Below are 12,662 nucleotides of genomic sequence, written 5' to 3' on the forward strand. Positions count from 1 at the left end.
GCATTCATGCTGTATGGCAGCTAATATAAGCATTAAGTCAAATTTTAATTTACATAGGAGGCGATATTAATGGCAGTAAAAGTAGGTATTAATGGTTTTGGACGTATCGGACGTCTTGTATTCAGGGCTAGTCTCAACAACCCTAATGTTGAAGTTGTAGGTATAAACGACCCGTTTATTGACCTTGAATACATGCAATATATGTTAAAGTATGATACAATACACGGTCAATTCAAAGGCGAGATTTCAGAAGACAACGGAAAACTCGTTGTAAACGGTAAGAAAATAAGCGTTTATGCTAGCATGGATCCTGCTGAGATTCCATGGAGCGAATGTGGTGCAGATTACGTTGTTGAATCAACAGGTGTATTCACAACTACAGAAAAGGCTTCAGCTCACTTCAAGGGCGGTGCAAAGAAAGTAGTTATCAGTGCTCCTTCAGCAGATGCTCCAATGTTTGTTATGGGTGTAAACAACGACAAATACACAAAGGATATGAACGTTGTATCAAACGCTTCATGTACAACAAACTGTCTGGCTCCTCTTGCAAAAGTTATACATGACAATTTCGGTTTGGTAGAGGGCTTAATGACTACTGTACATGCTACAACTGCAACACAAAAGACAGTTGACGGTCCTTCAAAGAAAGACTGGAGAGGCGGACGTGCAGCAGCAGGTAATATCATTCCTTCATCAACAGGAGCTGCAAAAGCTGTTGGAAAGGTTATCCCTGAATTGAACGGCAAATTGACAGGTATGGCATTCAGAGTACCAACTCTCGATGTATCTGTTGTTGACTTGACTTGCCGTATTGAAAAGGCAGCTACTTATGATGAAATCAAAGCAGCTATTAAGAAGGCTTCAGAAAATGAATTGAAGGGTATCTTAGGATATACTGAAGATGCAGTTGTTTCTTCAGACTTTATCGGAGATGCTCGTACTTCAATTTTCGATGCAGATGCTGGTATATCTCTCAACAGCAACTTTGTAAAACTCGTTTCATGGTATGACAATGAATGGGGTTATTCAAACAAAGTTGTTGATTTGATAGTATATATGGCTTCAGTAGATGCGAAATAATTATTGCTGAAAATTCAATTAAAAAGGTTCGGTTAAAACCGGGCCTTTTTGAATTTAAGGTTCTTTGCCGAAGGAAAAGTCTCTAAATCAGAAAAAAATTTTGTTAAAAAATAGATAAATTTTATTGTGTACTATTGAAAAGTATGAAAAAAAGATATAAAATGTTAACGGTTTAATGGAGACATTTTTAGACGTTAATACATAAAGTGCAGTTTAAGAATCAATAATACAATAATGTTCAATATGTTTAGGAGCGTGAATATTTATGGCAATGATGAACAAGAAAACCATTGAGGATGTTGATGTAAAAGGTAAAAAGGTCATAGTCCGTGTTGATTTTAACGTACCGTTGGACGAAAACAGAAATATTACCGATGATAAAAGAATAGTTGGTGCACTTCCAACCATTAAGTATCTGGTAGATAACGGTGCAAAAACTATATTGGTTTCACACCTCGGAAGACCTAAAGAAGGCTTTGAGGATAAATACAGCATGACTCCAACTGCCGTTAAGCTTGGAGAACTTCTCGGAAAAGAAGTAATAATGGCAAAAGATGTTATTGGTCCTGATGCAAAAGCAAAAGCAGCTGCATTAAAGGATGGAGAAGTTTTAATGCTTGAGAATGTTAGATTCCACAAGGAAGAAACTAAAAATGACCCGGCTTTTGCAAAAGAATTGGCAAGCATGGCTGAAATTTATGTAAATGATGCCTTCGGAACAGCTCACAGGGCTCATGCTTCAACAGCAGGTCTTGCTGATCATCTGCCGGCAGTATGCGGATACCTTATCCAAAAGGAAATAGATTTTATGGGCAAAGCTCTGTCAAACCCAGAAAGACCTTTTGTGGCAATATTGGGTGGTGCTAAGGTTTCAGATAAAATAGGTGTTATCGAGAACCTTATTGACAAGGTTGACACTCTTATAGTTGGCGGAGGTATGGCATATACTTTCTTTAAGGCAAAGGGATACAGCATAGGTACATCCCTGTGTGAAGATGATAAAGTAGACCTTGCAAAAAGCCTTATAGAGAAGGCAGAGAGCAAGGGAGTTAAGTTGCTGCTTCCTGTAGATAATGTTGTGGGAAAAGAGTTCAGCAATGATACAGAACGTAAGACAGTTCCATCAAATCAAATCCCGGACGGATGGATGGGTATGGATATTGGTGCTGAAACTGTTAAGTTATATTCAGATGCAATTAAAAATGCTAAAACTGTTGTATGGAATGGTCCTATGGGAGTATTTGAGTTCTCCAACTTTGCTAACGGAACAAAGGAAGTAGCAAAAGCTGTTGCCGAATCCGGAGCAATTTCTATAATAGGAGGCGGAGATTCTGCTGCTGCTGTTGAACAGCTTGGTTTTGCAGATAAAATTACTCACATTTCAACTGGAGGCGGAGCATCACTGGAGTTCCTGGAAGGAAAGGTATTGCCGGGAATTGATGTATTAATGGATAAATAAGGGGAGACGATATCATGAGTAGAAAAATTATTGCAGCTGGTAACTGGAAAATGAATAAAACAGCAAAAGAAGCTGTTGAGTTTGTAGAGGCCTTAAAAGGTAGAGTTGCAGACGCCGATGCTGAAGTAGTAGTAGGTGTGCCTTTTGTATGTTTGCCGGGGGTTGTTGAAGCAGCTAAAGGATCAAATATAAAGGTTGCTGCACAAAACATGCACTGGGAGGAAAGTGGCGCTTTTACAGGAGAAGTGTCAGGTCCTATGTTGTCCGAGCTTGGAGTTGACTATGTTATCATTGGCCACTCTGAAAGAAGACAGTACTTCGGAGAGACTGATGAGACAGTCAATAAAAAGGCGCATGCGGCATTCAAATACGGTTTAAAACCAATTATCTGTGTGGGTGAATCCCTGACACAAAGAGAACAGGGAATTACCGCTGAGTTGGTAAGATATCAGGTTAAGATTGCTTTATTGGGTCTTTCTGCCGAACAGGTAAAAGAGACTGTAATAGCTTATGAGCCTATTTGGGCGATCGGTACTGGAAAGACAGCTACAAATGAACAGGCAGAGGAAGTTTGCGGCATAATAAGAGTCTGCGTTAAAGAGCTTTATGGCGAAGATGTTGCCGAAACTGTCAGAATTCAATACGGCGGAAGTGTTAATGCAGCTAATGCAGCACAACTTTTCGGCATGCCGAATATTGATGGAGGCCTTGTAGGAGGCGCAAGTCTCAAACTTGATGACTTTGAAAAAATTGCAAAGCACAATAAGTAATATTGTGAGTTTAAAAATTGTGTAGATTACATAAAACAGTCCCATCAAAATAATTGAGGGACTGTTTTATTTACCTATATTCAAAAACCTTAAAATGTGGTATATATAAATAGGATTGTATTCAATTTAAATACATAATGAATAAATTGAAATGGAGTGTATAATATGAAAGATAGGCTCGTAACATTGATTATTTTAGATGGTTTTGGTATTAATCCGAAGAAAGAGGGTAATGCCATAGAGGCTGCAAATAAACCGAATATAGACAGGTTTATGAGAGAGTATCCCAACACAATAATTCGTACAAGTGGTATGGATGTTGGACTTCCCAACGGCCAAATGGGTAATTCCGAGGTGGGACACACCAACATTGGGGCCGGAAGAATTGTATATCAGGAGCTTACTAGAATAACTAAATCCATTGAAGATGGGGACTTTTTTGAGAAAAAGGAGTTTATGGATGCTATTGAAAACTGTCGAAAGAACAATTCAAAGCTGCATCTTTTCGGTCTTCTCTCTGATGGTGGTGTACACAGCCACAATACCCATTTATATGGATTGCTAGAGTTTGCTAAAAAACAGAATTTACAAGATGTATATGTTCATTGCTTCTTTGATGGTAGGGATGTCCCACCGGACAGTGCAATGGGCTATGTGGAAGAGCTTGAAGAAAAGCTTAAGGAAATTGGTGTCGGTGAAATTGCTTCAGTTATGGGAAGATATTATGCTATGGACCGTGACAATAGATGGGAAAGAGTAAAGCTTGCCTATGATGCCATGGTGCTTGGAAAAGGAAATGAGGCCTTAAGTGCAAAAGAGGCAGTTGCGGAATCATACGCAAAACAAGAGTTTGATGAATTTGTCAAACCTACGGTTATTATGAAAAATGGATCTCCTGTCGCTACCATTGATGAAAACGATTCAATCATATTCTTCAACTTTAGGCCCGACAGAGCCAGAGAAATTACCAGAACTTTTACAGATGTTGATTTTGCTGGTTTTGAAAGGGGAAAAGGATATTTTCCGGTGTTCTTTGTCTGCATGACCCAATATGATAAAACCATAGAAAATGCTGTTGTTGCATTTAAACCCCAGAGCCTTGAAAACACCTTTGGAGAGTATATAAGTAGGAATGGATTGAGGCAGCTTAGAATTGCTGAGACAGAAAAATATGCTCATGTTACTTTCTTTTTTAATGGTGGCGTTGAAGCTGTATATGAAGGAGAGGACAGGGTGTTGATAAATTCTCCGAAGGTTGCGACATATGACATGAAGCCTGAAATGAGCGCTTATGAGGTGACGGACAATGTATTAGAGTGCATAAATAAAAAAGAATACGATGTAATAATACTAAATTATGCAAATCCTGACATGGTGGGCCATACAGGAGTGTTTGATGCTGCAAAGTCTGCAATTGAAGCCATTGACGAATGCTTAGGAAAGGTTATACCTGCAATACTTGAACAGGGTGGCGTGGCACTAATAACTGCAGATCACGGAAACTCCGAGCAAATGCTGGATTATGATACCAGCGGGCCTTTTACAGCGCATACAACCAATCCTGTTCCACTCATTGCTATAGGCTTGGGAGACATTAAGTTAAAGGAAGGAAGGCTGGCAGATCTTGCGCCGACAATGCTCAGTATTTTAGGGCTAGAAAAGCCTGCGGAAATGACCGGTGAGTCATTAATAATAAAGTAAGAATTAATCCTGTTTAGATTAATAAATCAAGTAATATCCAAAACTTCGGCATTAAAAGCCGGAGTTTTTTATTTTTTTATTATTTTATTTTTCATTTTGTTAACCTTAGGACAAATATTTCTTGCAAATTGTTTCATATTGTAGTAAATTATTGTAGGAAGAATTTGTTGCATTTTTGGAGACAGCGCTTATCTGACATAACACCTTTTAGCATAATAATGTATTGTAAGGCCTGCAAGGGAAGTACACATCAATATGAAAAAGGATGGTCAGTATGAATAGAAGAGTTGACAATACAAATAGTTTTAAAAATAAACTTCAAGGCGTCAATAAAATAGGTTTATTATCGAGATTGGGAATGTGTGGCAAAAAGTCTTCTAAATTTTTTTACATCATGTCTTCAATTCATATAGTCATTGTAATAATTCAAGCTTCAGGAAAATTACCGGTAGAGTTTCGGGCTGTAACAGGAATATTTGAAATTGGACTTTCAATTACACTATCTTATCATTTTGGCTATATGGGGATGTTTCAGTCACTAATCACCAATGGTTTGGCATCAATACGTCTTTATGCTATATCCAATCAGATACGCGCGGTACTAGCGAGTGAGGCCGGTCATTTAACGGGCAATTTAAGAATAATTGCAAATAGCGCACCGGGACTTCTTGTAAATCTCTCCGCAGCCAGAATAGCTGTGATGATAGTATCAATAATGGTTGCTTATTCCTATGAGCAAGAGCGCAAATATATAAATAAGCTGGAGTGGCTGGCTTGTGTTGATGGAGTCACTGGAGCCTATAATCACAGATACTTTCAAACAAAGCTTGAAGAAGAAATTAATAATGCCCGTTATAGAAGCAGTTCCTTGGCTATGGTAATGATTGATGTGGACAATTTTAAAAAATATAACGATACCCACGGGCATATAGCAGGAGACAGACTACTTTTAAAAACCGCTGAAATATTTATGGAGGAAGCAAGAGAACAGGATATTGTGTGTAGATATGGAGGAGATGAATTTGCTATATTGATGCCTGATATCGATTCTAAAGGAATTCTCTCAATGATTGAACGCATAAGAAAAAAATTTATCGGTTTTTTGGATACAGAAGAGATTTGTTTACATAAGTGCGGAATCAGCATATCGGCAGGATATTCAATATACCCGAAGCTGGCCCGAGATAAAGATGATTTGATTATGCAGGCAGACAGCGCCCTTTATCAGGCGAAGAACATGGGAAGAAATAATGTGCGGATCTATAGGGATGTTTTTGAAGATATAAAGACATTTTTTAATTCTGATGAACGACAGCTGTTGGGAGGATTAAGAGCTCTTCTAGGAACGGTATCGGCAAAGGATAAGTATACCTTGGGACACTCGGAACGTGTAATGGATTATGCAGTGAGAATTGGAAAGGCAATGGGACTTGGAAGTGAAAGATTGCGGCTTCTCAAAATTGCGGCTCTGCTTCATGATATAGGGAAGGTTGAGATTTCTGAAACTATTCTGAACAAAACAGAGCCATTGACTTCCAGTGAGATAAAGATTCTACGAAGACATCCAATGTATAGTGTGGATATATTGGAGCCTCTATCCAGTATTGAGATGCTAATTGATTCTATAAAGTACCATCATGAAAGATTTGACGGCAAAGGATATCCTACGGGGAGAAAGGGGAAGGAGATACCGCTGGAAGCTAGGATTCTATGCGTTGCAGATGCCTTTGATGCCATGCTGTCGGACCGTCCCTATAGAAAGGGAATGAAAATGAATGATGTATTGTCTGAATTGAGGAGCAATTCCGGCACACAGTTTGACCCTGAGACGGTAAAAGCCTTTTTAAATACTTTTGATACCGACTTTGACAGCGTAAGTTGCGTTGAACTAAACTAAATAGCTTCATTTAGTTTCATGGAAATAATAAAAAAATGTTTTAATATCAACCATTATGGATAAAATATACTATAGTTTTGCAATAAATGATTTTCTAATTCGGTTTTGCGGCTATGCCGAAGATGCAATCTTAGGTTCTAAAGATACAAAAAAATAGCAATATGAAGGGAGAATAAGCAATGAAACAATACTTGGAGATTGAAAGCGTATATGCAAGAGAGATTCTTGATTCAAGAGGTAATCCTACAGTTGAGGTGGAGGTTATTGCAGAAGGCGGATTTATTGGTAGGGCAGCAGTTCCGTCAGGCGCATCCACAGGGGCATTTGAAGCTGTAGAACTAAGGGATAACGATAAAAACAGATATCTGGGCAAGGGTGTGCAAAAAGCCGTTGAGAACGTAAATAATATTATTGCACCGGAAGTGGAAGGTATGAATGTCTTTGATCAGGCGGCTATTGACAACCTGATGATAAGCTTAGACGGTACTCCTAATAAGTCAAAGTTAGGTGCCAATGCTATTTTGGGTGTTTCCCTTGCAACGGCAAAAGCTGCTTCAGAGGCCCTTGGCATAAGCCTCTACCAATATATTGGAGGAGTAAATGCAAAAGTCCTTCCTGTTCCCATGATGAACATAATAAATGGAGGAAAACATGCTGACAACAGTGTAAATGTTCAGGAGTTCATGATAATGCCGGTAGGTGCTTCTTCGTTTAGAAATGCGCTTCAAATGTGTGCGGAAGTTTTCCATAATTTGAAGAAAGTATTAAAGGAAAAAGGATATAGTACTGCTGTCGGAGACGAGGGAGGTTTTGCTCCAAACCTCAAAACCGATGAGGAAGCCATCCAGGTTATATTGGAAGCTGTTGAGAAAGCTGGCTATAAACCGGGAGATGATTTTAGAATTGCAATAGATGCTGCTGCCACAGAAATGTATCAGGAAGACGGATCCTATCTTTTCTGGAAGTCGGGTGTAAAAAAGACAAGGGAAGAGATGATAAACTACTGGGAAGAACTGGTTAATAAATACCCGATTATTTCTCTGGAAGACGGTGTTGCAGAAGAAGACTGGGAGGGCTGGGAAATGCTTACCAAGAAGATCGGAAGCAAGGTTCAGCTTGTAGGGGATGACCTCTTTGTTACAAACACTACTAGGCTTAAAAAAGGTATAGATATGGGAGTGGCCAACTCCATACTTATCAAAGTGAACCAGATAGGAACGCTTACTGAGACCCTCGATGCTATAGAAATGGCAAACCGTGCGGGATATACTGCTGTTGTATCTCATAGATCCGGCGAGACTGAAGATGCGACAATTGCAGATATAGCTGTGGCGACCAATACCGGACAGATAAAGACTGGAGCTCCATCGAGAAGCGACCGTGTGGCAAAATACAATCAATTGCTAAGAATAGAGGAAGAAATAGGAGCAATCAGTCGCTATCCGGGACTTGATGCTTGGTTTAACCTTAAAAACAAATAAGATATATAGAATATATTCGAAGGCCGACATTTTTCTATATAAAAAAACAAGATACTTTGTAAAAAAATACTATGAACATATGAAAAACTTTGAAAAAACATTGGTAATAATGCTTGTATTCTGCGTATTAGTATGTTAAAATGTATCTTGTTAATTTTTTAGGAGGTGCCTTTAGCATGCAAATAGTAGTAACTATTTTTCACTTAATTTTTTCATTGTCATTGATTGTGATTGTATTGCTCCAGTCAGGCAAACAGGCTGGGTTATCAGGTTCTATTGCCGGCGGCGCAGAGACTTTTTTTGGGAAGAACAAAGGGAGAACTATTGATGCCATTTTAAGTAAATATACAGCAGTTGCAGCTATAGGATTCCTGATTACTTCAGTTGTATTGCAGCTTATTATTAATTCTAAATAAGAGAATACCAAGAGGAAACTGTATAATTGCAGTTTCCTTTTTTTGCTGCTTTTTACACCATTCTTTTTGTTTAATATATTTTTTATGCTTTGGTATGTGCAATAATATAATTTGCGTAAATAAGCCATAAACTATATAGCTAATATTTCTTTATAAAAATCAAAGAGTGTATTTATTCCTTGTAATTATTATTTTAATCTAGTAATATATTATTGGGCTTTGATTTTGCCTGTATGTTATAGCAATTGCGATGATATTTTTGGGGTTAGATGTTTATATAATTGTTTTAAGCTATTCAATAATAAATTGGAGGTATTGGTTTCGATGGAAAGAGAACAGGCACTGGAAGAGTTAAGGGGCAGAATTGAAAATGAGAACTTGATAAAACATTCTCTTGCAGTTGAAGCAATAATGAAGGATCTGGCTTTTTATTTTAAGGACGATATAGACAAGTGGGGCTTAGCCGGGTTGCTCCATGACATTGACTGTGAAAAAACAGCGGGCGACATTTCAAAGCACAGCTTGGTTGGTGCGGAGATTCTTGAGTCTCTCGATATTGAGAGTTCGATTGTGTATGCGGTAAAAGCCCACAATGATTATCATGGGATTGAAAGAAAGAGAAAGATTGACAAGGCTTTGTTCTGCGCTGACCCTGCAGCAGGTATTATTACTGCTTCAGCTTTGATTCTTCCTTCCAAAAAACTGGAGGATGTAACCGTTGAGTTTGTTATAAAAAGGATTAATGAAAAAGGCTTTGCTAAAGGTGTCAATAGAGAGCAGATAAAGTCATGCGAACAGTTGGGTATTTCTTTGGAAAAATTTATTGAAATCTCTCTGGAAGCTATGAAGAAAATTTCAGACGATTTAGGCCTGTAATAGAATTTTTTTATGATACTTACAGTTTACACAGTATAAAAACCAGGGTTTAATAATCTTGGTTTTTTATTTAGCCTCTTGAAATGAAAGAGGGAAAAGTGAATGGACTCGATGTTTCAAGCATTTGATTAGGAATTGATAAAAAAATTATTAAAGAGTGTACTTTGTGGGAAAAATAGTACAAACAAGCCAATTACTATATACGAGAAGGAGGGAAATGCTGTATATTAATACAGCTTTACAAAAAATTATGGAGAGAAGAGACAGGATACTGGCATTTATGAGGGAGGATGCATATAAACCTCTTTTATTCAGTGAATTGGTTTCTGTACTGGATGTCCCTAAAAGTGATATTGGGCATTTTGAAAACCTATTAAAGGAACTGGAAGAGGAAGGAAGTATATTTAAGACCCAGAAAGACAGATATGGAGTCCCTGAGAGGATGAATCTGATATGCGGATATCTCCAGGGAAATGAACATGGGTATGGATTTTTGATTCCCGATGATGAGAATATGAAGGATATATTTATTCCTTCCGGAAGCTTAAATGGCGCGATGCATAAAGACAGGGTAATAGCAAGGATCAATAAAAAAGTCATCGGAGACAAAAGGGCTGAAGGAGAAATAATAAAAATTGTAAAAAGGGCTAACAAGACTGTTGTTGGAACCTTTGAAAGCAGTAAGTATTTTGGCTTTGTGGTGCCCGATGATACAAGAATATCGGGAGACGTTTTTATTCCAAAGGATGAGATAAATGGAGCTAAGTCAGGGCAGAAGGTTGTAGCGGAGATTGTTGTTTGGCCGGGAAAAAGAAGAAACGCCGAGGGAAAAATAATTGAAATAATTGGAGACAGGGATGAGCCCGGTTCCGATATTTTATCCATTATAAAGGCTTACAACTTAAGGGAGGACTTCCCTGAGGAGGTTATGAGTCAGGCGAAATCAATTAGCCAGAATGTAACGGAGGATATGCTTAAAGGAAGACGGGATCTCAGGGAATTAACCATGGTTACTATTGATGGCGAAGATGCCAAAGACTTAGACGATGCTGTTTCCATTGAAAAGCTACCTAACGGAAATTATCGTCTGGGAGTTCATATTGCTGACGTAAGCTATTATGTCACCGAAAACTCTCCTTTGGATGTTGAAGCTCTGAAAAGAGGAACCAGTGTTTATCTGGTAGACAGGGTTATACCTATGCTTCCGAGAGAGCTTTCGAACGGTATATGCAGTCTTAACCCTAAAGTAGATAGGCTTGCTTTCACTGTTATGATGGAAATTGATAGACACGGCAGAGTTGTAGACCATGACATATTTGAGAGTGTAATAAACGTTAATGAGAGAATGACTTATACCGACGTTTACAAGATTCTTGAGGAATATGACGAAAAACTTATTGAGCGCTACAAATACCTCTGTGATACTTTCCAGACAATGAAAGAATTGGCGCTTATGCTTAGAAAAAAGAGGATGGACAGAGGAGCCATTGATTTTGACTTTGATGAGGCCAAAATAATACTTGACGAGAAAGGTGTGCCGGTTGAGGTTAAAAAGTATGAAATGACTATTGCAAATAATATTATTGAAGAATTCATGCTGATATGCAATGAGACGGTTGCAGAACACTTTTTCTGGACCAATACACCTTTTGTTTATAGAATTCATGAAGACCCGGATACGGAAAAAATTGAGGCTTTCAGCGAGTTTGTACACAATATGGGATACACGCTAAAGGGCATAAATAAAATTCATCCTAGGGCATTACAGGACGTATTAGAAAAGGCCAGAGGCACTAGGGAAGAGACCATAATAAGCACAGTTATGCTGAGATCTTTGCAAAAGGCCAGATACAGCCATATAAACAGCGGGCATTTTGGGCTTGCTGCGAAGTATTACTGTCACTTTACCTCACCTATTAGAAGGTATCCTGACCTTATTATTCACCGAATTATGAAGGAATACTTAAAGGGCAGTATGAATCCGTCAAGAGAAGATTTGCTAATCAACAGGCTCCCTGAGGTTGCAAAGCTTTGTTCTGACAGGGAAAGGGCTGCTGAAGAGGCGGAGAGAGATACGGAAGATCTAAAGAAGGTTGAATTCATGAAGAAGCATGAAGGACAGGTATTTGAAGGAATAATATCAAACGTAACCTCCTTTGGTATGTTTGTTGAGTTGGAAAACACTATCGAAGGCCTGGTAAGAATGAGTAGCATGGAAGATGACTATTATGTGTATAATGACAAGAACTATAGCCTGATAGGAGAAAGAAGCAGAAAGGTTTACCGAATTGGTGATGTCATAAATGTTATGCTGATTAAAGCTGACATATCCACACGCAAGATTGAATTTGGAATTGTTGACAATAGTAGTACAGAAAGCGATGAAGAGACTCAAGAGGCGGATTTGGATGAAGAGAATAAACCGAAGAGAAAACGGAAGAGGAAAGTAATGGATGAGGCAATATTCCTACACGTACAGGGTAAAAAGAAAAAAGACAAAAAAATAAAAGTATAAAGGGAGAGATTTGATATTCTACTTGTGAGTGCATGCCTTCTTGGAGTGGATTGTAAATATAACGGAAAAAATAATCTGAATAATAAGGTCTTAAATCTCCTTTCAGAAGACACCTTGATACCGATATGTCCTGAGCAATTGGGTGGATGCCCTACGCCGAGAATTCCTGCGGAGATAGTAGGCGGTGACGGTGCGGATGTTTTGGATGCCAAGGGACGAGTGATGACCAAAAATGGGGAAGACGTTACCGAGTATTTTATTAAGGGCGCCCGGGAGGTACTAAAGATTGCTCAAGCCATGGGTATTGAGAAAGCAATATTAAAGGCTAGAAGTCCGTCCTGCGGAGTTTGCAGCATTTACGATGGTACATTTTCAGGTAAAACAAAAAAGGGCAACGGTGTGACTTCAGAGATTCTAAAAAGAAACGGAGTTTCCATTTTGACGGAGGAAGATATATAAAAAGTAAA

10 protein-coding genes are annotated in these 12,662 nt (G+C 38.5%); all 10 read left to right on the forward strand.

All coding sequences use genetic code 11. The features are described 5' to 3' along the window. The first annotated feature begins 69 nt into the window (after positions 1-69). The 10 genes from gap to EFD62_RS08565 all read left to right on the forward strand — a co-directional run bounded on the left by gap (position 70) and on the right by EFD62_RS08565 (position 12,654). The gene (gap, locus tag EFD62_RS08520) at positions 70-1,080 is read left to right on the forward strand and encodes a type I glyceraldehyde-3-phosphate dehydrogenase (RefSeq protein ID WP_069194328.1); all 1,011 of its coding nucleotides are present in this window, start codon (positions 70-72) and stop codon (positions 1,078-1,080) included. Between the two features lie 265 nt (positions 1,081-1,345). Beyond that, entirely contained in the window at positions 1,346-2,539 is a 1,194-nt protein-coding gene (locus EFD62_RS08525; RefSeq protein ID WP_128705980.1) for a phosphoglycerate kinase, read from the forward strand. A gap of 14 nt (positions 2,540-2,553) precedes the next feature. Continuing rightward, positions 2,554-3,309, forward strand: coding sequence for a triose-phosphate isomerase (gene tpiA, locus EFD62_RS08530; RefSeq protein ID WP_069194326.1), 756 nt, complete (start codon positions 2,554-2,556; stop codon positions 3,307-3,309). Between the two features lie 165 nt (positions 3,310-3,474). Further along, on the forward strand, positions 3,475-5,010 hold the full coding sequence (gpmI, locus tag EFD62_RS08535; protein WP_069194325.1) for a 2,3-bisphosphoglycerate-independent phosphoglycerate mutase: 1,536 nt from the start codon (positions 3,475-3,477) through the stop codon (positions 5,008-5,010). Between the two features lie 274 nt (positions 5,011-5,284). Further along, positions 5,285-6,907 (forward strand): bifunctional diguanylate cyclase/phosphohydrolase, encoded by a 1,623-nt coding sequence (locus tag EFD62_RS08540; RefSeq protein ID WP_069194324.1) that lies wholly within the window; start codon positions 5,285-5,287, stop codon positions 6,905-6,907. 179 nt (positions 6,908-7,086) lie between these two features. Beyond that, on the forward strand, positions 7,087-8,388 hold the full coding sequence (gene eno / locus EFD62_RS08545) for a phosphopyruvate hydratase (RefSeq protein WP_128705981.1): 1,302 nt from the start codon (positions 7,087-7,089) through the stop codon (positions 8,386-8,388). A 176-nt stretch (positions 8,389-8,564) separates the two neighbouring features. Further along, positions 8,565-8,804, forward strand: coding sequence for a preprotein translocase subunit SecG (secG, locus tag EFD62_RS08550; RefSeq protein ID WP_069194322.1), 240 nt, complete (start codon positions 8,565-8,567; stop codon positions 8,802-8,804). Positions 8,805-9,128: 324 nt separating this feature from the next. After that, a complete protein-coding gene (locus tag EFD62_RS08555) occupies positions 9,129-9,680 on the forward strand; it encodes an HDIG domain-containing metalloprotein (protein WP_069194321.1) in 552 nt (183 codons plus the stop codon). Between the two features lie 217 nt (positions 9,681-9,897). Beyond that, entirely contained in the window at positions 9,898-12,195 is a 2,298-nt protein-coding gene (rnr, locus tag EFD62_RS08560) for a ribonuclease R (RefSeq protein WP_407921089.1), read from the forward strand. A 15-nt stretch (positions 12,196-12,210) separates the two neighbouring features. Continuing rightward, a complete protein-coding gene (locus EFD62_RS08565; RefSeq protein WP_069194320.1) occupies positions 12,211-12,654 on the forward strand; it encodes a DUF523 domain-containing protein in 444 nt (147 codons plus the stop codon). Positions 12,655-12,662: the final 8 nt, after the last annotated feature.

The organism is Acetivibrio mesophilus, assembly GCF_004102745.1.
Taxonomy (GTDB): Bacteria; Bacillota; Clostridia; order Acetivibrionales; family Acetivibrionaceae; genus Hungateiclostridium; species Hungateiclostridium mesophilum.